This is a genomic window from Streptomyces sp. a15 (genome assembly GCF_059026085.1).
The window spans coordinates 115,527-135,213 of record NZ_JBWLKM010000014.1 but is presented as its reverse complement, the minus strand read 5'-3'; the positions used below and the strand labels follow the sequence as shown (position 1 = coordinate 135,213).

The following is a 19,687-nucleotide window of genomic DNA, read 5'->3' as shown; positions in this document are numbered from 1 at the left end:
CGGTCACTTCCTGCCCGGCGTCCAGTTCATGCCCCACCCATACGCGTAGTCGACGGTCCTTTGAGGGCTCACCCCGCGTTCGGGCACCAGGTAGCGGGCCTCGCGCTGGACGACCAGGTCGCTGCCGGTATTGGTGATCAGGGCGAGCGCGCACACCGTCGACGGGACGGTGCACTCGTCGAGGGAGAAGTCGATCGCGGCGCCGTGCTGCGGCTGGAGGGTGACGGTGGCCTTCAGCTCGGCGAAGGAGCGCGCTCCCTCGTAGATGGTGACGAAGACGAGGATGCGGCGGAAGGCCTGCTGGTGGTCGAGGTTGACGGTGAGGTTCTCGCCGCTCGCGACGGCGCCGGTGCGGTCGTCGCCGTCGAGATGGATGTACGGGGGCCGGTCCAGGGCGCCGAAGGCGTTGCCGAGCGACTGCACGACTCCCTTGCTGCCGTCGGCGAGTTCGTACAGGGCGCACAGGTCGAGGTCGAGGTCGGCGTGCATGGCGACCGCCCGGCCCAGTTTGCTGCCCCAGCCCGAGAACTGCTTGCGCATCTCCCAGTTGAGGTTCACCCGCAGGGCGCCCGAAGTGCCGCCCTGTTTGGTGAGCGACACGGAGGGGGCGGCCTTGGTCAGAGTCACCTTGGTGAGACGGACCGGGGACGCCGCGGGAGGGGGCGGCGGCGCGGCGGCGGGGGCCGTGACGGGTGCGGCCTGCTGCGGTTCGTCGACGGTGATCCCGAAGTCCCTGGCGAGGCCTTCCAGGCCGCTGCCGTAGCCCTGTCCCACGGCCCGGAATTTCCAAGCGCCCTGACGACGGTAGAACTCACCGAGAACGAAAGCGGTTTCTACCGTGGCGCCCTCGCTGTCGAAACGCGCGACCACGGTGGATTGAGCTTGCTCACGGACCTCGATATAGAGGTCCGGCACCGCTGCGAACGTGCCGCCGTCCGCGGAGGCGGCGAGGACGACGGTCTCGATCGCGGGCTCCACGCGCGCGAGGTCGACGAGGAGAGTGTCGGTCACCCGGCCGCCCTCGTCACGTTTGCCCTCGTGGCGGACGGCGCCGGAGGCGTGCACCGGCTGGTTGTAGAAGACGAAGTCGGCGTCGGAACGGACCTTCCCTCCGACCAGCAGCAGCGCCGAGGCATCCACGTCGGGGACACCAGCACCCGAACGCCACCCCAATTCGACGCGCAGTGCCGTCGACGGCACCGGAACATTCGACCCTTTCGGCATTGGCATGTCCGCCCCCATCGCGTGTCACCGCGCCGGGTACGCCCCGGCACTCGCCTCGTGCTGTCTACCCGGCCAACCTATTCCCCGAGCCGGCGAACTCCCATGAACAGCACAGGAAGACCGGTGATCAACCGCCGGTAACCCCCCGGGAACTCGGCCTTTACTTGAGAATCACCCTGTCCGCCGTCCCTTTTTGCCAAGTTCGCTCGCATTGGGGATGCCGCGTCACTGCCGACACGGAAAACAACCCTCTTATCGGTCTCCCCAACCAGCACATCGTGGGCTTAACTTATGTGCCATGACCTCCCCCCGCTCCACTTATGGCGGCGGCTACTACTCCGCCTCCTTCCCGGACACTCCGATCTACGACAGGCTCGTGGCCGAGCGGGGGACCCCGCAGATCGCTCCGATCCGGGTCCCCGCCGAGTACGACACGCCGCGCAGCTATCTGCCCGCGCTGCCGTCGGCACTCCCCGCCCTTCCGGCGGGTCCGTCCCAGCCCTCCTACGGCTATCCGCAGGCACAGCAGCCCGCACCGCTCCAGCAGGCGCCCGCGGCGTACATCCCGCAGCAGGCCGCCGCGCCACGCGGCTATCCCGGTCCGCAGCGCCAGCCGGGCCCCGGGATGGGCACCGGCTACGAGGCGATGCGCCCCGCGGCTCCCCGGCCCGCACCGGCTCCCTACCAGGACCCGTACAACAACCAGCACAACCAGCAGTACCGCGGCTACTAAATCCTTCTCGGGCTGTCGGTGCCGACTGGCACGATGGCCCCATGGGGAGCGCACAACTGCAGTCGATTCATGTTCATCCGGTCAAGGCGTTCCGGGGCCAGGCGCCCCGGGAGGCCGTCGTGGAGCCCTGGGGTCTGGCCGGTGACCGACGCTGGGTACTGGTCGACGACGGGGGAAAGGTCGTCACGCAACGCGAGCAACCGCGCCTCGCGTTGGCCGCCGCCGAGCTGCTGCCCGGCGGCGGCGTTCGTCTGTCCGCGCCCGGCATGGACACGTTGACGGTGCCCGTGCCGCGGCCGGACGTCAGCGTGCCGGTGACCGTCTTCCGCGACAAGGTCGAAGCGGTGCCGGCCGAGAGCGACGCAGCGCATGCCTGGTGCAGCGAGTACCTCGGCGCCGAGCTGCGCCTGATCCACATGGCCGACCCCGCCACCTGCCGACCCGTCGACCCGGAGTTCGCCCTGCCGGGCGAGACCGTGTCGTTCGCCGACGGCTATCCGCTGCTGCTCACCTCGGCGGCCTCTCTCGACGCCCTCAACTCCCTGATCGCCCAGGGTGACCACGCGGCCGAGGGCCCGCTGCCCATGAACCGCTTCCGGCCCAACGTCGTCGTGTCGGGCACCGCCGCCTGGGCCGAGGACGACTGGTCGCGCCTCCGCATCGGCGACGTCGTCTTCCGGGTCGCCAAGATGTCCGGGCGGTGCGTCGTGACCACGACCGACCAGAGCACCGCCGACCGCGGCCGGGAACCCCTGCGCACCCTCGGCCGGCACCGGCGCTTCGGCGGCAAGCTCGTCTTCGGGCAGAACCTGGTGCCCCTCTCCCCCGGCACGATCCGGGTCGGCGATCCGGTGACCGTTCTCGAGTAGAGCGCACCGAGCGGAGCGGATCGGGCGGGAAGCCGGATCACGGGAACCCGGCCCGGGGGGCCGGGCGTTGGGTTCGTGAGAAGTTCATGAGAGGACCCGGCCACAGGTGATTTCGCTCTCTCTTTGACCGGGCCCGCGCGTGAACGGCTCCGCCGGGGGTTATCACGGAGCGGGAAGGGGGTGCGGGACGGTGCGGGCGATCAGTGGAATCTGGCGCTGGCGGCGCAACCCGTTGCGCCGTGCGACCGATCTGGCCGAGGCCTGGGTGGCCCTCGTGGCCGTGCTGCTGATCCTGGTCGTCGGACCCGTCATCGGCGCACTCGTCGGCGGCGTCGCCGAGGACGCGCTGCAGCGGTCCGTGCGCGAGCAGCGCGAGTCGCGCCACCTGGTGACAGCCACCGTGGTCCGCAAGCTGGACCGCTCTCCTCTGGACGCCGACCCGGAGACCTCCTCGGGCCGGGATCTGCGCAGCCGGGTGGAGGCCGACTGGACCGCCCCGGAAGGCACCGCGCACCACGGCACGGTCGTGGCCGCCCTCAAGACTCCGCACCGCGGCGACCACTTCACCCTGTGGACGGACGAGCACGGCCGCCTGGTCGCCCGGCCGCTCGACTCCGCCACCGCGACCACCCATGCCGTCCTCGCCGGTTTCGGCGCGGCCCTGCTCACCGCGGTCCTCGTCGAGGTGGGCAGAAGGCTCGCTCTCTGGCGCATGGTCCGTCGCCGGTACGCCCGTTGGGACCAGGCCTGGGAGCGTGCGGGCCCGGACTGGGGCAGGACCGGCACCGGCAGCTGACAGCCTTCCGGCTCTGGTCAACCCACCGCCTGCGCGCACGCTACGGTGGACCGGCCGAACGCATTCGGCATCAACCCGCGTACCACGAGGTGGGGGCACAGCAACGCCATGGCACAGGGCACGGTCCAGGTGACGCACACCGGCACATCGCGCTGGCGGCGCCGCACAGGTGAGTACGCGTCGCTCGCCGCCGCCCTGGAGGCCGCGGCCGAGGGCGACGTCCTCACCGTCGCCCCCGGGACCTACCGGGAGAACCTCGTCGTCCAGCGGGCGGTGACCCTGCGCGGCCCCGAGGGTTCCCCGGGCTCGGTGCGCATCGCGCCCCTGGACGGGGTGCCGTTGACCGTGCGCGCCTCGGCCGTGGTGCAGGACCTGCACGTGGAGGGCCAGGACGCGGCCGCGCCCGCCCTGCTCGTCGAGGAGGGCACCCCGGAGCTCACGGACATCCGGATCGTGACGCGGTCCGCGGCCGCTATCGAGGTCCGCGGCGGTGCGCGGCCGACCGTGCGGCGCTGCACCGTGGACAACCCGGCCGGCATCGGTATCGCCGTGCTCGACGGCGGGGGCGGGGTGTTCGAGGAGTGCGAGGTCGTCGCGGCCGGCCAGGCGGGCGTCGCGGTGCGCGGCGGTGGGCACCCGCGGCTGGACCGTTGCCGTGTGCACCACGCCTCGGGCGTCGGCCTGTCGGTGACGGGCGAGAACTCCGCGCTGGAAGCGGTGGGTTGTGAGGTCTACGAGGTCCGGGGCAGCGGCGTCCAGGTCACCGGCCGGGCCACCGCGCACCTCACGAACTGCGATGTGCACCGCACCACGGCGGACGGCGTCACCCTCGACACGGACGCGGTGCTGACCCTGGCCGACTGCCGTATCCACGACATCCCGGAGAACGCGGTCGACCTGCGCTCCCGTTCGGTGCTGACCCTGACCCGCACGACGGTGCGTCAGTTCGGGCGCAACGGCCTGTCGGTGTGGGACCCGGGCACCCGCGTGGACGCCAACCAGTGCGAGATCTTCGACAGCACGGGCGACTACCCGGCCGTCTGGGTCAGCGACGGCGCCACCGTCGTCCTCGACTCCTGCCGGGTGCACGACGTGCCGGACGCCCTGTTCGTCCTCGACCGCGGTTCACGTGCGGACGTCGTCGACAGCGACCTGTCCCAGGTGCGCAACACCGCCGTGTCGGTGAGCGACGGCGCCACCGCTCAGCTCGACGACTGCCGCATCCGGGACGCGGCGACGGGCGCCTGGTTCCGCGACCACGGCAGCGGTGGCACCCTCAACAACTGCACGGTGTCCGGCACCCAGACCGGCGTGATCGTCACCAAGGGCGCCGACCCGACGATAGAGCGCTGCACGGTCGACTCCCCCGCCGAAGCCGGCTTCTACGTCTCGGCGGGCGGCCGGGGCAGCTTCCTGAACTGCCGGGTCACGGGCAGCGGAGGCTACGGCTTCCATGTGATCGACGACTGTCGTACGACGCTGAAGAAGTGCCGTACCGAGCGGTGCGCGCGCGGCGGATACGAGTTCGCGGACGTCGGCCCGGACACCGGGTCCGGCGCGGGCCCCGTGGTCGAGGACTGCACGAGCGACGAGAGCGGCGGTCCGAGCCGACCGTCCGCGGCTCAGACCGCCGTACAGACGGCGTCCGAGTCCCCCGGCCTGCTGGGCACGATCCCCGGGCAGCGCACCACCGAGCAGGAACCCCTGGTCACCGGCGCGCAGTCGGAGAAGCCGGCGCGGACCTCGAAGGCCGTGCTCGGTGAACTGGACGCGCTGGTGGGCCTGGACAGTGTCAAGCGCGAGGTCCGAGCGCTCACGGACATGATCGAGGTGGGCCGGCGCCGGCAGCAGGCGGGCCTGAAGGCGGCGTCGGTGAAACGCCACCTCGTCTTCACGGGCTCCCCGGGCACCGGCAAGACGACGGTCGCCCGTCTCTACGGCGAGATCCTCGCCTCCCTCGGCGTGCTGGAGAAGGGCCACCTGGTCGAGGTGTCCCGCGTCGACCTGGTCGGCGAGCACATCGGTTCCACGGCGATCCGCACGCAGGAGTCCTTCGACAAGGCGCGCGGCGGCGTGCTGTTCATCGACGAGGCGTACGCGCTGTCACCGGAGGACTCGGGCCGGGACTTCGGCAAGGAGGCCATCGACACGCTGGTCAAGCTGATGGAGGACCACCGGGACGCTGTCGTGGTGATCGTCGCGGGCTACACGGCCGAGATGGAGCGGTTCCTTTCCGTCAACCCAGGTGTGGCCTCCCGCTTCTCACGGACCATCACCTTCAGCGACTACAACCCCGAGGAACTGCTGCGCATCGTGGAGCAGCAGGCCGAGGAGCACGAGTACCGGCTGGCGCCGGGCGCCTCGGAGGCCCTGCTGAAGTACTTCACGACGCTCCCCAAAGGACCGGCCTTCGGCAACGGCCGTACCGCCCGCCAGACCTTCGAGGCGATGGTCGAGCGGCACGCGAGCCGGGTCGCCCAGGTCGCCGACCCGAGCACGGACGACCTGACGCTGCTCTACGCGGAGGACCTGCCCGAGTCGTCCTGAGGCCGCTGAGCCGGTACGCCGGGGTGCAGCCGGGCCAGCAGCCGCGCCCGTTCCTCCGCGAACGCCGGGTCGGCCTGGTAGTCGGAGTGGCCGAGGATCGGCGCGGGCAATGGGTGTTCGTCGGTCCGGCCGTAGGCGAGCGGGTCCTTGAGCGGCTCGCGGTCCACCTCGGGGCCGCAGTCGCCGGTGAGGCCGACCGGGCCGCCGATCGGGTCGGTGGGCCGGTGCAGATTGCGCCAGCAGTCGACGTCGTGGTGCAGGGCGCTGAGCGCGGCCGGGCCGAAGTGAGCGGGGAACCAGCGGCCGTAGAGGCGCTCCAGCGGAGAGCCGTACGTCAGCAGGCCGACGCGTTTGCGGACGGACGGCGTCAGCTGCCAGGCGGCCGCGGCGGCGAGCACGCTGCCCTGTGAGTGTCCGGAGATGACGAGTCGTCCTGCGGTGGCCCGGGTCCAGGTCTCCATGCGCCACGTCAGGTCGGGCACCGCGCGTTCGGCGTAGCAGGGCGGTGCGAAGGGGTGGGCGGCGCGCGGCCAGAAGGTTCCGACGTCCCAGAGGATGCCGATGGTGCGCCGTGCGGAGGGGTCCTTGTAGGCGCGGCGGCCCCAGGTGACGAACAGTATGAAGCCGAGTCCGATCAGCCAGGAGCCCAGCGCCTGCGCGGTCTCGGCGGCGCCCTCGACGAAGGAGTGCGTCCGCTGTGCGGCCTCGGCGGGTGCCTTGTCGGTGGTCATGGCGCCGACGAGGGCGGCGGCACCGAGGAGGAGGGTCGTGGTGGAGGTGACCGCGACGAGCAGGGGCGCGCGGTCGGTGAGCGTGGCCGCCGCGCGGGCACGGGCGATGCGGTGGGTGCGGGTGGTGTCGTTGTGCCGGCCCGGATAGTCCTGTTCCACCGTGGCCATTTCGGCGCGGCGCAGCAGCCAGGTCCGCCGGGCCAGCCAGCCGCCCAGCACCAGCAGGACGACGAGCAGCGGCGGGATCACGGACGCCTGCCAGGTCAGCAGGACCGGCGGGCCGGGGATGTTCGTGCCGGTGCCGTCCAGCCAGTCGGCGACGCGCTGGGAGACTCCGCCGGACATGACCCCGCCCAGTGCGCAGGCCAGCATCGCGACGGCGGGCCCGGCCAGGCCGCGCATCGCGGCGCGCGGGTCGGGATGGGTGCGGTACAGGACATGGGCGACCGCGCCGAGGGCGATGACGAGCAGTCCCTGGACCAGCGCGATGCCGCCGAAGGTCGCGTCGCCCGGCAGGCGGCCGGCCGCTTCCCATCCGGGGCGCTCCCACCCGGCGTAGACGGCGGCGAGGACGAGCAGGACGAGGGCGGCGAGCGGCAGCCGTCGTACGAGACGGGCGTCGAGCTCCCGGTCGAGGCGGCGTTCGCTGCGGCCCCGGCGGCAGACCACCCACGCCACGCCCACCGCGGCGGCGACCAGCGCCGCTTCCAGGAGCCGGCCCAGGGCGTCGAGGAGCGCGGGACCGCCGGGCCGGTGGTCGAACCGGGCGGCCGAGGTGCCGACCGCCGCGGCGACGGTGAGCAGTCCGGCGGCGGTGTGGGCGGCGCGCAGCCGGGCCACCAGGCGGCGTCCGTACCAGAAGCCGGGCCGGCCCAGCGCGGTGCGGCCGGTCTCCTCGTCGGGCTCGGGCGAGCGGGACAACGGCTCCTGGGACTCGTACGCGCTCCAGGTGCGGTGGGACAGGAACCACAGCAGCCAGGTGAGCGCGGCCGGGACCAGGGCGGCGAGGGCGAGGCGGCGGCCGGGCCTGCTCCACCAGCCGCCGTCCGAGACGGTGGGCGACAGGAAGCCGAGCCAGGAGTGCCGCTCCGCACACGCGGGCGTGCCCGCGCACTGCCAGGCCGCGAGGTCGAGGGCGACCTCACAGACGGCGGCGACGAGCAGGACGGTCAGGGTCAGTCCCGTGAGCCGCACCAGCAGCCCGTACAGGCGCACGGTCCGGGTGCGGCCGCGCGCGGTCGGACGCATCCAGTGGGCGAGGTTGACGACCATGAACGGCAGCAGCAACAGCCACAGGGCCCGGGTGCCGTTGCCGGAGGTGAGATTGCACCAGACGTACGCCTCGGGCACCGGCCGGCCCCGGTGTTCGTCCGGTGCCGATTCGGCGTCGACGTCGTCGGCGCGCCGGAAGACGGCCGCCGTGTCGTCGCCGGTGATCCGGACCGTGCGCGGATCGTCGAGCATCTCCTCGGGTGTGGTACCGCCGACTCCGTGGACCAGGAGTTCCAGGGCGGTTCCGGATTCCTCGGGCCGCGTGGTGGAGCCGTCGGCTCCGGCGGTCGAGACATGTCTCTGCGCACGTTCCACTGTTTCGCACTTCCCCCGTGACGCGCCGTCGGCATCTGTCCGTGCGGGCACAAGGATCGCCGTTCGGCGCGTGGCGTACACCTCTCGTCACGGAATCTCCCCGATCCGTGTGACAGCCGGGGGCCCGGATGTCACCCCGGTGGCATGCGCGCGTCGGGACGGCCGGTGGCGCCACCGGCCCCGGCCCATGCAAGGATGGGACGTCCGCGCACCAGGGGAGGGCAAAATGTCCTTGTCACAAGGGGTGCGCAGGGCGTGTCGGACGGGTTGAGGCGAAAGGACCGGAGCGTACGTGAGCGAGAATCAGAACCTCCTCGCGGAGCAGCGACGTGCCCTGATCCTGGACGAGGTCCGGCGCCGCGGTGGCGTCCGCGTCAACGAGCTGACGCGCAAGCTCGGCGTGTCGGACATGACCGTACGGCGTGACCTCGACGCGCTGGCCCGGCAGGGCGTGCTGGAGAAGGTGCACGGCGGCGCGGTCCCGGTGGTCGAGGCGAGCACGCACGAGCCGGGCTTCGAGGCGAAGTCGGGTCTGGAGCTCACCGCCAAGGAGGACATCGCGCGGGCCGCGGCGGAGCTGGTCGTGCCGGGCAGCGCGATCGCGCTGTCGGGCGGCACGACGACCTTCGCGCTGGCGCACCGGCTGGTCGACGTGCCGGACCTGACCGTCGTCACCAACTCGGTGCGGGTGGCCGACGTGTTCCACGTGGCGCAGCGCACCTCGGGTCCCCGGCAGGGTGCGGCCACGGTCGTGCTGACCGGCGGGGTGCGCACCCCGTCCGACTCTCTGGTGGGGCCGGTGGCGGACCAGGCGATCGCGGCGCTCCACTTCGATCTGCTGTTCCTCGGTGTGCACGGCATATCGCTCGAGGCCGGCCTGTCCACGCCGAACCTCGCGGAGGCCGAGACCAACCGTCGCCTGGTGCAGTCGGCGCGGCGGGTCGTGGTGGTCGCCGACCACACCAAGTGGGGGACGGTGGGCCTGAGTTCGTTCGCCGCGCTGGAGCAGGTCGACACGCTGGTGACGGACGCCGGGCTGCCGGGCGAGGCGCGCGCGGAGATCTCGGAGCATCTGCGGCGACTGGTGGTGGCGGGCGAGCCCGACGAGGGTGCAGACGACTGACTGGCCGTCAGCTAAGGTGACGCTGCCCGGTCAACGCCCGCTTCCCGCGAGGGGGTTCGCCCATGGCCCGTCAACTGCGCCCGGTGGGGATCGAGTTCGTCGAGACCGCCCCCGTACGCCTGGTCTTCGCACGGGAGATCTCCGCATCCCCAGATGCCGTCTTCCGCGCACTCGCCGAGGACGTGCCCGGCTGGGCCGACTGGTTCGGGGCGGTCACGCTCGCGCGGGCCGTACAGGAGGGCGCCCGGCGCGAGGTCCGGCTCAAGGGCGGGACGCGTTTCCTGGAGACGGTCCTCGTCGCCAAGGAGGCCGAGGTGTACGCCTACCGCGTCGACGAGACCAACGCTCCCGGCCCCCGCGCACTGGTCGAGGAGTGGCGGCTGACCCCGGCGGGCACCGGCACCCGGGTGCAGTGGACCTTCGCCGCGGACGGGCCGGCGGCGTTCCGGCTGGCCCTGACGTTCCCGCGCTCGGGCCTGGGGCGGGCCTTCCGGGACGCCGTCACCTCGCTCGACCGGCGACTGGCGGCGCGCTAGGTGTGCTGTCTCGGCACGTCACTGTCGTCCACGTGGCCGTGTGCATGGTCGTGGGACGAGGTGATCTGACGAACGCAGAGTGGGCTCGCCTGAAGCGGTGAGCGTGGACTCCACCTCCTGCCGCGCTCACCAGCGCGCCGCCGGTGCCCGCGGGAAGCCCCCCGCATCCCGAAAAATGATCAACGCCTTGGCAGCACCGCTCCGAACAGCTTCGACAAGGCGCTCTGCAAGCGCCGCAACGAGGGACCTGGGTGTGCAGCCGCGTTGCGGCATTACGACGACGTCGGGCTGCTGAAAGCCGCCTACGTCGACCCCGACACCGGATACCGGATACCGGATACCGACGGTACCGGCCTGACCAGGTTGACGAAGCGCGTCTGTACGCGACGTTGCGCCGTCTCCAGGTTCCCGTCGATGCCATGCGCGCGGTTGGCGAACACGGCGTAGGCGCTGTGCTTGCCGAGCACCGTGAACGTCTGCAGGCCAGAGCCGACTCGCTTTCCAGTTCGGCACATACCCTGACGACGACTTCTTCCTCTTGACTGTGGCCAATCCCGAATCACACCCGTGGCCCGGCGGGCCTGCCAAGTTCGGTCTGGGCGTCGAGGACATCGACGCCGCGCGGGCGCTCGCCGCCGGCGCCGTGGAGATCGAAGCACCGGTCGACAGGCTGTGGAAGCCACGGTCGTCCACCGTGCAGGATCCCGGCGGTAACCACATCGACCTGTACCAGGGTGAGTCCAAGCCCGGCGCCGGTGTGCCGGGCGAAAGAGCCTAGCGCCAGATGCCCGACTCCAGCAGCGAGGCGATCGCCGCCGTGTACGGCGCGATGTCCAGGCCCTGTTCGGCGAGCCAGGCGTCCGAGTAGTACTTGTCGAGGTAGCGGTCCCCGTGATCGCACAGCAGGGTCACCACGCTCCCCTGCCGACCCTCGGCGACCATCTCGGCGACGATCTTCAGCGCGCTCCACAGTCCGGTGCCCGTCGAGCCGCCCGCCTTGCGGCCGATGGCCTGCTCCAGGGCGCGTACGGCGGCGACGCTGGCGGCGTCCGGTACCTTCATCATCCGGTCGATCGCGCCGGGCACGAAGCTGGGTTCCATGCGGGGCCGGCCGATGCCCTCGATGCGGGAGCCGCAGTCGCACGTGACGTCTGGATCGCCGGTGGTCCAGCCCTCGAAGAAACACGAGTTCTCCGGATCGGCGACACAGATGCGGGTGTCGTGCTGCATGTAGTGCACGTAGCGCGCGATGGTCGCGGAGGTGCCTCCGGTGCCGGCTGTGGCGACGATCCACGCGGGCTCCGGGAACCGCTCCAACTCCAGCTGGCGGAAGATGGACTCGGCGATGTTGTTGTTGCCGCGCCAGTCCGTGGCCCGCTCGGCGTAGGTGAACTGGTCCATGTAGTGGCCGCCGGTCTCCACCGCGAGGCGGGCGGCTTCCTCGTACATCTTCCGGGAGTCGTCCACGAAGTGGCACTGCCCGCCGTGGAACTGGATCAGGCGGATCTTCTCGGCGCTCGTCGTGCGCGGCATGACGGCGATGAAGGGCACGCCGATCAGTTTCGCGAAGTACGCCTCGGAGACGGCCGTCGAACCGCTGGACGCCTCGATCACCGGGCGGCCGGGCCGGATCCAGCCATTGCAGAGGCCGTAGAGGAAGAGCGAACGGGCGAGCCGGTGCTTGAGGCTGCCGGTCGGGTGGGTCGACTCGTCCTTCAGGTACAGGTCGATGCCCCACTTCTCCGGCAGCGGGAAGCGCAGCAGATGCGTGTCGGCCGAACGGTTGGCGTCGGCCTGGACCTTGCGGACCGCTTCTTTCAGCCAGCCGCGGTAGGCCGCGTCCGTGCTGTCCACGTCGAGGGTTTCGCCGGTCCGGGTCTTCTGCGGGGTACTCACGGCGGGGCTCCTTAGGCTGCGCGCCGACGGCGCGTCGCGCGGCCGCCACACCGATCATAGACATCTTCCGCACGCTTCTCACCTGCATAAACACACCTTTGAGCGCCTCAAAGGCCCCCCTGGGGCAGGGCGGCGCACAGGCGTGGGGGCGCATTCGCGCGAGTGCTCCGGGCGCTCTCGGCGAGCAGGCCGTGCGTACTGGTGCTCGACGTCGGTGGCGGGCAGACTGCCGGACGGGACGAAGGTCCGCACGGGGGCGCACACTGGATCACGACACGAGCAGGACGACGGCCCGCATGGGAGCGCGGGCCGGCACCCACACGCACAAGGGGGCGGGACGGTATGGCGGAGCCGGAGTTCACGGCCACGGGCGTGCGGATCGGGAAGCGGCTGCGCTCGCTCACCCGGGCCGGACAGGTCCGGATCAGCGGCGGCCGGCTGGAGCTGCTCACCAGCTACGGCAGCGAGATCGACAGCGCGCCGGTACAGGCCGTGCGCGCGTCCAAACCGTGGTTCGCCCCCGAGGACCGGGCGCTGGCCGACCTCAACGGCAACCGCTACCTGCTGACCCTGGGCGAGCACGACCCCGCCCCGGGCGAGCCCGGCCCGCCCGCGGCACGCCGGTTCATCGAAGCCGTACGGCGGGCTGCAGGGCGTAGCGACTGAAGCACCGCGAGTTGCGGGACCGCGCCCCCTGGGTCACGCTGGTCTCACATCACTCTCGGTTTACCGGCGATAACGCTGCGAACCAGCCGCCGGCCACGACAGCAGGCGGCCGTGTCACGCAGGCACTCTGCTGGATCGATCCGAACCCAGTGTTCTTCCGGACCTCTATGTCGGGGAGTCGCAGCCGTGATCAGTCACCCAAGCAGGCACTGCGCGGTAGAGCTCCAAGCCCTGCCGTCGCGGATCGGCCAGGTCCGCAGAATCGTATCGGCGCAGTTGCGCTACTGGCATCTGGATCCCCTGATAGACCGGGCCGCGCTCGGTGTGACGGAGCTGTTGACCAACGTCCACCTGCATGCCCGGCCCGACAAGACGTGCACCGTGGAGATCGAGCTGCTGCTCGACCGTCTGATGGTCTCGGTGCGCGACCACGACCCGCGTCTGCCGGTCGTGGAGGACGCCGAGGCGTTCGCGACGACCGGGCGAGGGCTCGCGATGGTCGCAGCGGTCAGCGAGAGCTGGGGCGCGCGGCCGGACGGAGAGTCCGGCAAGGTCGTGTGGTTCACGCTGCCGACGCCCTCGTCCGCACGGCCGGCTGCCGCGCGCCCGCAGCGGCGCAAGGTGGCGGACAAGCCCGCACACCGGTTCGTGGAGGTCGCGCACACCGTCGACCTGCGCAGGCCCGAACACGCTCCCGCCCGGTCCGCCGTCGCAGGCTGACCGGGCGGTGACCGGCTGGATGGGTCGTTCGCCTTCGGGGGCGCCTCAGCCGGTGTCGACTGCGGGCGTCGGCGGGCCCTTGACCATCACTCCGTGGCGATCGCCCGCAGCACATCCAGGCGTGCCGCGCGCCGGGCCGGGCGCAGGCCCGCGAGGGCGCCCGCCGCGAGGCCCACGAGCGCCACCACCGCGAGTTGCAGAGGCGGCATCGCGAAGGCGAAGGCGCTGTCGCTCGCCCCGTCCGAGGCCTTGACCAGTACCCAGCCGAGGAAGCCGCCGAGGGCCAGCCCGCCGACCGTGCCGAAGGCGGCGACCAGGACCGACTCCCAGCGGACCATGGCCCGCAGCTGGGACCGGGTCTGGCCGACGGCCCGCAGCAGGCCCAGTTCACGGGTGCGCTCGTGGATCGCCAGCGTCAGGGTGTTGGCGATGCCGAGGAGCGCGATGAGCACCGCGAGGGCGAGCAGGGCGTAGACGAGGGTGAGCATCATGTCGATGCCGCCGGCCGAAGACTGTGCGTACTCGTCCCGGGTCTGCACCTCCGGGTTGCCGTACCGCGCGGCGGCCTTCTCCACCGCTGCCTTGCCGGTCTCCGTGCTCACGCCGTCCTTGAAGGAGACGGCGACGAGCGTGTCGGAGTCCTGGGTGCGGTGCGGGGCCCAGGAGGCGCGGGTGATGACGTACTCGCCGGCGAGTTCCGACTGGCCGTAGACGGCGCGGACGGTGAAGGTCTGTGTCGTGCCGTCGGTGAAGATGAGGCGTGTTGTGTCGCCGGTGGTGAGGCCCTGCTTGTCGGCCTCGTTCTCGGTGATGGCGATGCCGGCGGTGCCGAGGTCGTGCAGGGAGCCGTCGACCGTGCCGAGGTCGAAGGTGCGCTCCAGGGCGAGCGGGTCGGTGACGGTCAGTGCCCGTCCCTTGCCGTCGACTTCGGCGACGCCGCGGCCGAGTCCGACGGCCGTGTCCACCTCGGGCAGTTCCTGGACCGCTCCGGCGAGCTGGGGGCTGAGGCCGCTGCCGCCCGCGCCGAACGACGGGGTGCTGACGGCGACGTCGCCCGCGAAGGACCGGGACACGGTCTGGTCCATGGTCGCCTTCAGCGAGGCGCCGAACACGGTGAAGAGCGAGACCACGGCCACCCCGATCATCAGGGCGCTGGCGGTGGCGGCCGTCCGCCGGGGGCTGCGCAGGGCGTTGCGCCGGGCGAGGCCGCCGGTGACGCCGCGCAGCCGGTCGAGCGGGCCGCCGAGGACGCGTACGGCCGTCGTCGAGGCGACCGGGCCGAGCACCACGAAGGAGGCCAGGGCCAGGACGGCGCCGGTTCCCGCCAGCCAGAGGGACGGCGACACCAGGACACCGGTGAGGGTCACGGCGACCGCGAGGGCGGCGAGGCCCATGCCGGTGACGGCGCGGACGCGGGAGGCGCCGGTGCTGTCGACGGCCGTCTCGCGCAGGGCGGCCAGGGGTGCGGTGCGGCCGGCGCGTACGGCGGGCAGCAGCGCGGAGCCCAGGCAGACCACGATGCCGACCGCGAGCGGCAGGGCCATCGACCCGGCGCTGATCACCAAGTCGCCCTCGGGGAACGGGAATCCGATCGCCGGGAACAGGGCCTGCAGTCCGGCGGCGACACCGATGCCGCCCGCCAGGCCCGCCGCCGACGCGAACACGGCCACGGCACTCGCCTCGACCAGGGTCGACGCGGTGACCTGTCGGCGTGACGCGCCCAGGGCGCGCAACAGGGCGTTCTCGCGGGCGCGTTGGGCGACGACGATCGCGAAGGTGTTGTGGATGGAGAAGGTCGCGACCAGCAGGGCGACGCCGGAGAACACGAGTAGGAAGGTGGTGAAGAGGGTCAGGAACTGGCTGGAGATCATGTCGGTGTTCTCCTCGGCCGACTCCTGGCCGGTGATGGCCTCGACTCCCGCGGGCAGGACGGGAGTCAGCCGGTCGACGAGTTCCTGCTGGCTCACCCCGGGTCCGGCCCGCACCTGGATGCTCGACGCCTCGCCCGGCCGGGCCGTGAGGTACTTCTCGGCGTCGGCCCGGGTCATGCCGGTGAAGGTCACCTGGGCCATGCCGTCCTCGCCGCCGAAGGTCGCGAGGCCGACGATCGTCACCTTGACGGGGTCGGGGGTGCGCAGGGTGGTCGTGTCGCCGATCCTCAGGTCGCCCTTGTCGGCGGTGCCGCGGTTGACGACGACCTCGCCGGACCGCTCCGGGGCGCGGCCCTCGGCGAGTCGGTAGGAGTTGAGCTTCTCGTCGGCGATCCAGTTGCCGGCGAGGGTGGGCGGGCCCTGGCCGCCGACGGGCTTGCCGTTCGCGCCCACGAGCTGGCCGGCGCCCTGGATGTTCGGGGCGGCGGCCGCGACGCCCGGGACCCGCTCGACCGCGTTCACCAGGTCCGTGTCGACCGGTTGCCGCACCCCCTCGCTCTCCCCCGGCGTGGTGATGGCGTCGGCGCCGCGCACGACGGCGTCGGTGCCGCTGGTCGCGTTGCCGAACATGGTGTCGAAGCCGGCGCGCAGCGTGTCGCCCATGACGAGGGTCCCGGCGAGGAAGGCGACGCCGAGGAACACCGCGAGGAACGTTCCCGCGAAGCGCCGCCTGTGGGCGCGCAGGGAGGACACGCTCAGACGTACGGAGGCGTTCATGAGGGCACCTCGAGGGCTTTCATCCGGTCCAGGACCTTGTCGGCGGTCGGCGATTCCATCCGGTCGACCAGGCGTCCGTCCGCGAGGAAGACGACCTCGTCGGCGTGGGCGGCGGCCACCGGGTCGTGGGTGACCATGACGACCGTGCGGGCCGTCCGGCGCACGGCGCGGCCGAGCAGCCCCAGGACCTCCCCGCCGGAGCGGGAGTCGAGGTTGCCGGTCGGCTCGTCGGCGAAGACGACGTCCGGCCGGCCGGCGAAGGCCCGCGCCACGGCGACGCGTTGCTGCTGGCCGCCGGACAGCTCGGAGGGCCGGTGGTGGAGGCGGTCGCGCAGGCCGACGACGTCGATCAGCGCGTCGATCCACTCCTGGTCGCCCTTGGTGCCCGCGAGGTCGAGCGGCAGCCTGATGTTCTCCGCGACGGTCAGCGTCGGCACCAGGTTGAAGGCCTGGAACACGAAGCCCACACGGTCGCGGCGCAGGAGGGTGAGGCGGCGGTCGTCGAGCGAGCCCAGTTCGGTGTCGCCGATGTGGGCGGCGCCCGAGGTGAGGGTGTCGAGGCCGGCCGCGCAGTGCATCAGGGTGGACTTGCCGGAGCCCGAGGGCCCCATGATCGCGGTGAAGCGGCCGACCGGGAAGTCGACGCTCACCCCGTCCAGGGCCCTCACGGCGGTGTCGCCACTGCCGTACACCTTTACGGCGTCGACGACCCGGGCGGCCGGCAGTGTGCCGGTGGCGGTGGTCGTGGTGGTCATGCCGCACCGCCCTTGCCGGTACGGCCGAACTGCTCGTCCAGGACGGACAGCCGGCGCCAGTACTCGTCCTCGTCGATCTCGCCGGAGGCGAAGCGGTGGCCGAGCACGGTGATGGGCGAGTTGTCGTCGACGGTCGAGGTGTCCTTGACGGTGGGGCGCCGCCAGGGCCCGCCGCGTCCGCGCCCCACGGTGCGGCGCAGCAGGGTGATGCCGCCGACCACGACGGCCGCCCAGATGAGGGGGAAGAGCAGGATCCAGGGACCGGGGCCGCCGTCGCCGAAGTGCGCCAGGGTCTGCATGTCGATTCATCTCCTCGATGGGATTTCCGTGATGCCTCGACAGTGGCTCCGGGGAGGGGTCCGGGTCGTCGTACGGCCAGCGGCAGTGCGTGTACCTCGCGGGGAGTACACGGGCGCGTCGACACTGCTCCCCAGGAGCTCGACTTCTGTAACTACTAGTATGTACAGTGCCGGTATGAGCACCTCGGAGCGACTGATCGACGCGACCCGTGAGCTGCTGTGGGAGCGCGGCTATGTGGGCACCAGCCCCAAGGCCATCCTGGAGCGCGCGGATGCCGGGCAGGGCAGCATGTACCACCACTTCAGGGGGAAGCCGGACCTCGCCCTGGCCGCGATCCGGCGGACGGCCGAGGAGTTGCTGGCTACCGCCGAGGGAGTACTCGACGGTCCCGGGACGCCGTACGAGCGGATCGAGGCGTATCTGCGGCGCGAGCGTGACGTGCTGCGCGGCTGCCCGATCGGGCGGCTGACGATGGATCCGGACATCATCGCCAGCGACGAACTGCGCGCACCGGTCGACGAGACGCTCGACCGGATCCGTGAGCGGATCGCCGCAATCGTCGAAGAGGGCAAGGAACAGGGCCAGTTCGCGCCGTCGCTGGACGGCGAGGAGATCGCGGCGGCCGTCCTCGCGACCGTGCAGGGCGGCTATGTCCTGGCCCGCGCCTCCGGTTCGCCCGGCGCGTTCGACGCGGGCGTCCGTGGGTTGTTGTCGCTGCTCGCGCCCGACCGGCCGGCCTGAGGAGGCACCGATGCACGCCATGCAGTACGAACTGACGCTGCCCGCCGGCTACGACATGGACATCATCCGCGACCGGGTCGCCCGCAGGGGGCATCTGCTCGACGACTGGGACGGCCTCGGCCTCAAGGCGTATCTGATGCGCGAGCGGGGCATCGACGGATCGCCGGTCAACCAGTACGCGCCGTTCTACCTGTGGGACACCCTGGAGGGCATGAACACGTTCCTCTGGGGCGGCGCCTTCCAGGGGATCGCCGACGACTTCGGGCGGCCCTCGGTCCGGCAGTGGGCGGGGCTGGCGTACGAGGAGGGCGACGCGGTCGGCCACCCCGCGCGGGTGGCGGTGCGGCGGCGGCAACGGGTGCCGGACGGGGTGCGGTTGGGGGAGGCAATGGAAGACGCGGTGCGGGAAACGCAAAGGTCAGCGGTGCGGGACGGCGCGGTGCTGGCGGCGGCCGCCGTGGACACGAGTCGCTGGGAGCTGGTCCACTTCTCGCTCTGGGGGCACGAGGCGCCGAAGGCCGAGGGTGACGTGTTCCAGGTGCTGCATCTGTCGTCGCCGGGGCGGGACCGGCTGCCGCGGGGGCGGCGATGGTGAGCGCGGTGCGTACGGTGCTCGGGGACGTACGCCCCGCCGACCTGGGCGTCTGCGACGCGCACGACCATCTGTTCTTCCGCAGTCCCCGGCTGCCGGGGCAGGAGCTCCAGCACGTGTCCGCCACCCGGGCGGAGTTGGCGGCGTTCCTCGCGCAGGGCGGCGGCAGCGTGGTGCAGTGGACGCCGTACGGGCTGGGGCGGCGGGCCGCCGATCTGCCGCCGCTGTCCCGGGAGACGGGAGTGCTCGTCGTGGCCGCGACCGGGCTGCACCAGGCCGTCCACTACGACGAGGAGATGCTCGGCCGGTTACGCGGCCGGCTCGCCGAGGTCTTCGTCGCCGAACTGACCGAGGGCATCGGCACGTCGGGCGTACGGGCGGGGCTCATCAAGGTGGCGGGTGGTTTCCACGGCCTCGACGGGCACGCCCGCTGGACGATGAGAGCGGCGGCCGAGGCCCACCATGCGACGGGAGCGCCCATCGCCGTCCATCTGGAGCTCGGCACCGGCTCCCTCGACGTACTGGACCTGCTGTGCGGCGAGTTGGAGGTGCCGCCGCACCGGGTGATCCTGGGGCACCTCAACCGCTCCCCCGACGGCGTGGTACACCTCCAGGCCGCGGAGACGGGGTGCTATCTCGCCTTCGACGGGCCCTCTCGCGCCCACCACGCCACGGACTGGCGGATGCCCGGCGCCGTCCGGGCACTCGCCGACGCCGGGCACGGCGACCGGCTGCTGCTCGGCGGCGACACCACGACCGCCGAGGCGCGCTCGGTCGACGGCGGCCCGGGGATGCCGTATCTGCTGCGGCGGGTGCGCCCTCGGCTCGAAGCCGAGCTGGGCGAGGAGACGGTGGAGCGGATCCTCGTACAGAACCCGGGGCGGGCCTTCGCGGTGGAGTGGCGCTGACCTTGGGGCGGTCGGTGGCCCGATCGTGTTGGCCTTTGGCCCACCGGCGGGCTTTCGGGCAGGCCCGGCGCCCCGAGGATGGGAGCAACGGGTCACCGGGCCCGGACGCGACAAGGAGGGCGACGACATGGCACTGGAGATGCGCGAGCGCTGTGAACGCTGCGAGACGGCGACGCTGCCGCCGGACGGCCCGGCCCGGATCTGCTCGTACGAGTGCACCTTCTGTGTGCCGTGCAGCGAGGCCATGCGGGACGTGTGTCCCAACTGCGGCGGGGAGCTGGTTCTCAGACCGCGCAGGAGCCTGGGGAGCTGAGG

Annotated in this window: 20 protein-coding genes; 13 read left to right on the top strand and 7 right to left on the bottom strand. The window is 72.0% G+C overall.

The window, feature by feature from the left end:
• Nucleotides 1-3 precede the first annotated feature (3 nt).
• A complete protein-coding gene (locus AC5P09_RS17535; protein WP_493874840.1) occupies nucleotides 4-1,224 on the bottom strand; it encodes a TerD family protein in 1,221 nt (406 codons plus the stop codon).
• Between the two features lie 298 nt (nucleotides 1,225-1,522).
• Here AC5P09_RS17535 and AC5P09_RS17530 point away from each other — a divergent pair, with 298 nt between their 5' ends.
• The 4 genes from AC5P09_RS17530 (at nucleotide 1,523) to AC5P09_RS17515 (ending at nucleotide 6,169) form a co-directional block, all read left to right on the top strand.
• The gene (locus tag AC5P09_RS17530) at nucleotides 1,523-1,957 is read left to right on the top strand and encodes a DUF6643 family protein (protein ID WP_493874806.1); all 435 of its coding nucleotides are present in this window, start codon (nucleotides 1,523-1,525) and stop codon (nucleotides 1,955-1,957) included.
• A 41-nt stretch (nucleotides 1,958-1,998) separates the two neighbouring features.
• The gene (locus AC5P09_RS17525; RefSeq protein WP_493874805.1) at nucleotides 1,999-2,826 is read left to right on the top strand and encodes an MOSC domain-containing protein; all 828 of its coding nucleotides are present in this window, start codon (nucleotides 1,999-2,001) and stop codon (nucleotides 2,824-2,826) included.
• Between the two features lie 190 nt (nucleotides 2,827-3,016).
• Nucleotides 3,017-3,622, top strand: coding sequence for an Rv1733c family protein (locus tag AC5P09_RS17520; protein ID WP_493874804.1), 606 nt, complete (start codon nucleotides 3,017-3,019; stop codon nucleotides 3,620-3,622).
• A 108-nt stretch (nucleotides 3,623-3,730) separates the two neighbouring features.
• Nucleotides 3,731-6,169 (top strand): right-handed parallel beta-helix repeat-containing protein, encoded by a 2,439-nt coding sequence (locus tag AC5P09_RS17515; protein ID WP_493874803.1) that lies wholly within the window; start codon nucleotides 3,731-3,733, stop codon nucleotides 6,167-6,169.
• Here the strand turns inward: AC5P09_RS17515 and AC5P09_RS17510 are convergent.
• Entirely contained in the window at nucleotides 6,139-8,487 is a 2,349-nt protein-coding gene (locus AC5P09_RS17510; protein ID WP_493874802.1) for a hypothetical protein, read from the bottom strand. The two genes, AC5P09_RS17515 and AC5P09_RS17510, sit on opposite strands and share 31 nt — an antisense overlap.
• A gap of 292 nt (nucleotides 8,488-8,779) precedes the next feature.
• On the opposite strand from AC5P09_RS17510, the gene AC5P09_RS17505 reads away from it, so the two are divergent.
• Complete coding sequence (locus AC5P09_RS17505) at nucleotides 8,780-9,610, top strand: DeoR/GlpR family DNA-binding transcription regulator (RefSeq protein ID WP_266444905.1); 831 nt, start codon at nucleotides 8,780-8,782, stop codon at nucleotides 9,608-9,610.
• A gap of 62 nt (nucleotides 9,611-9,672) precedes the next feature.
• A complete protein-coding gene (locus AC5P09_RS17500; RefSeq protein ID WP_493874801.1) occupies nucleotides 9,673-10,146 on the top strand; it encodes an SRPBCC family protein in 474 nt (157 codons plus the stop codon).
• 302 nt (nucleotides 10,147-10,448) lie between these two features.
• On the opposite strand, the gene AC5P09_RS17495 is transcribed toward AC5P09_RS17500, so the two are convergent.
• The gene (locus AC5P09_RS17495) at nucleotides 10,449-10,613 is read right to left on the bottom strand and encodes a hypothetical protein (RefSeq protein WP_493874800.1); all 165 of its coding nucleotides are present in this window, start codon (nucleotides 10,611-10,613) and stop codon (nucleotides 10,449-10,451) included.
• Between the two features lie 77 nt (nucleotides 10,614-10,690).
• Between AC5P09_RS17495 and AC5P09_RS17490 the strand changes: the two genes are divergently transcribed.
• Entirely contained in the window at nucleotides 10,691-10,924 is a 234-nt protein-coding gene (locus AC5P09_RS17490; RefSeq protein WP_493874799.1) for a VOC family protein, read from the top strand.
• Here the strand turns inward: AC5P09_RS17490 and cds1 are convergent.
• On the bottom strand, nucleotides 10,921-12,042 hold the full coding sequence (gene cds1 / locus AC5P09_RS17485) for an L-cysteine desulfhydrase Cds1 (protein ID WP_493874798.1): 1,122 nt from the start codon (nucleotides 12,040-12,042) through the stop codon (nucleotides 10,921-10,923). The genes AC5P09_RS17490 and cds1 overlap by 4 nt on opposite strands.
• A gap of 342 nt (nucleotides 12,043-12,384) precedes the next feature.
• On the opposite strand from cds1, the gene AC5P09_RS17480 reads away from it, so the two are divergent.
• Both AC5P09_RS17480 and AC5P09_RS17475 read left to right on the top strand, forming a co-directional pair.
• The gene (locus AC5P09_RS17480; RefSeq protein WP_411147886.1) at nucleotides 12,385-12,708 is read left to right on the top strand and encodes a hypothetical protein; all 324 of its coding nucleotides are present in this window, start codon (nucleotides 12,385-12,387) and stop codon (nucleotides 12,706-12,708) included.
• Between the two features lie 186 nt (nucleotides 12,709-12,894).
• A complete protein-coding gene (locus AC5P09_RS17475) occupies nucleotides 12,895-13,428 on the top strand; it encodes an ATP-binding protein (RefSeq protein WP_266444893.1) in 534 nt (177 codons plus the stop codon).
• An 86-nt stretch (nucleotides 13,429-13,514) separates the two neighbouring features.
• Here AC5P09_RS17475 and AC5P09_RS17470 read toward each other — a convergent pair whose 3' ends face one another.
• The 3 genes from AC5P09_RS17470 to AC5P09_RS17460 are packed head-to-tail and all read right to left on the bottom strand — an operon-like array spanning nucleotide 13,515 to nucleotide 17,130.
• Entirely contained in the window at nucleotides 13,515-16,076 is a 2,562-nt protein-coding gene (locus AC5P09_RS17470; protein ID WP_493874797.1) for an ABC transporter permease, read from the bottom strand.
• Nucleotides 16,073-16,831: an ABC transporter ATP-binding protein gene (locus tag AC5P09_RS17465; protein WP_493874796.1), complete on the bottom strand. Its 759-nt coding sequence runs from the start codon at nucleotides 16,829-16,831 to the stop codon at nucleotides 16,073-16,075. Before AC5P09_RS17465 ends, AC5P09_RS17470 begins: the two co-directional genes overlap by 4 nt.
• Entirely contained in the window at nucleotides 16,828-17,130 is a 303-nt protein-coding gene (locus AC5P09_RS17460; protein ID WP_493874795.1) for an SHOCT domain-containing protein, read from the bottom strand. Before AC5P09_RS17460 ends, AC5P09_RS17465 begins: the two co-directional genes overlap by 4 nt.
• A 175-nt stretch (nucleotides 17,131-17,305) precedes the next feature.
• Here AC5P09_RS17460 and AC5P09_RS17455 point away from each other — a divergent pair, with 175 nt between their 5' ends.
• The 4 genes from AC5P09_RS17455 to AC5P09_RS17440 all read left to right on the top strand — a co-directional run bounded on the left by AC5P09_RS17455 (nucleotide 17,306) and on the right by AC5P09_RS17440 (nucleotide 19,685).
• Nucleotides 17,306-17,872: a TetR/AcrR family transcriptional regulator gene (locus AC5P09_RS17455; protein ID WP_493874794.1), complete on the top strand. Its 567-nt coding sequence runs from the start codon at nucleotides 17,306-17,308 to the stop codon at nucleotides 17,870-17,872.
• A 10-nt stretch (nucleotides 17,873-17,882) separates the two neighbouring features.
• The gene (locus tag AC5P09_RS17450; RefSeq protein WP_493874793.1) at nucleotides 17,883-18,467 is read left to right on the top strand and encodes a DUF4865 family protein; all 585 of its coding nucleotides are present in this window, start codon (nucleotides 17,883-17,885) and stop codon (nucleotides 18,465-18,467) included.
• A complete protein-coding gene (locus AC5P09_RS17445; RefSeq protein ID WP_493874792.1) occupies nucleotides 18,461-19,372 on the top strand; it encodes a phosphotriesterase family protein in 912 nt (303 codons plus the stop codon). The genes AC5P09_RS17450 and AC5P09_RS17445 overlap by 7 nt, the downstream gene beginning before the upstream one ends.
• A 127-nt stretch (nucleotides 19,373-19,499) precedes the next feature.
• Complete coding sequence (locus tag AC5P09_RS17440; RefSeq protein WP_493874791.1) at nucleotides 19,500-19,685, top strand: DUF1272 domain-containing protein; 186 nt, start codon at nucleotides 19,500-19,502, stop codon at nucleotides 19,683-19,685.
• Nucleotides 19,686-19,687 lie beyond the last annotated feature (2 nt).

Excerpts from the sequence above, each read along its gene's own strand:
- AC5P09_RS17535 (WP_493874840.1), bottom strand. The coding sequence starts at position 1,224 with ATGCCGAAAGGGTCGAATGTTCCGGTGCCGTCGACGGCACTGCGCGTC.
- AC5P09_RS17530 (WP_493874806.1), top strand. The coding sequence starts at position 1,523 with ATGACCTCCCCCCGCTCCACTTATGGCGGCGGCTACTACTCCGCCTCC.
- AC5P09_RS17525 (WP_493874805.1), top strand. The coding sequence starts at position 1,999 with ATGGGGAGCGCACAACTGCAGTCGATTCATGTTCATCCGGTCAAGGCG.
- AC5P09_RS17515 (WP_493874803.1), top strand. The coding sequence starts at position 3,731 with ATGGCACAGGGCACGGTCCAGGTGACGCACACCGGCACATCGCGCTGG.
- AC5P09_RS17500 (WP_493874801.1), top strand. The coding sequence starts at position 9,673 with ATGGCCCGTCAACTGCGCCCGGTGGGGATCGAGTTCGTCGAGACCGCC.
- AC5P09_RS17480 (WP_411147886.1), top strand. The coding sequence starts at position 12,385 with ATGGCGGAGCCGGAGTTCACGGCCACGGGCGTGCGGATCGGGAAGCGG.
- AC5P09_RS17470 (WP_493874797.1), bottom strand. The coding sequence starts at position 16,076 with ATGAACGCCTCCGTACGTCTGAGCGTGTCCTCCCTGCGCGCCCACAGG.
- AC5P09_RS17465 (WP_493874796.1), bottom strand. The coding sequence starts at position 16,831 with ATGACCACCACGACCACCGCCACCGGCACACTGCCGGCCGCCCGGGTC.
- AC5P09_RS17460 (WP_493874795.1), bottom strand. The coding sequence starts at position 17,130 with ATGCAGACCCTGGCGCACTTCGGCGACGGCGGCCCCGGTCCCTGGATC.
- AC5P09_RS17455 (WP_493874794.1), top strand. The coding sequence starts at position 17,306 with ATGAGCACCTCGGAGCGACTGATCGACGCGACCCGTGAGCTGCTGTGG.
- AC5P09_RS17450 (WP_493874793.1), top strand. The coding sequence starts at position 17,883 with ATGCACGCCATGCAGTACGAACTGACGCTGCCCGCCGGCTACGACATG.
- AC5P09_RS17445 (WP_493874792.1), top strand. The coding sequence starts at position 18,461 with ATGGTGAGCGCGGTGCGTACGGTGCTCGGGGACGTACGCCCCGCCGAC.
- AC5P09_RS17440 (WP_493874791.1), top strand. The coding sequence starts at position 19,500 with ATGGCACTGGAGATGCGCGAGCGCTGTGAACGCTGCGAGACGGCGACG.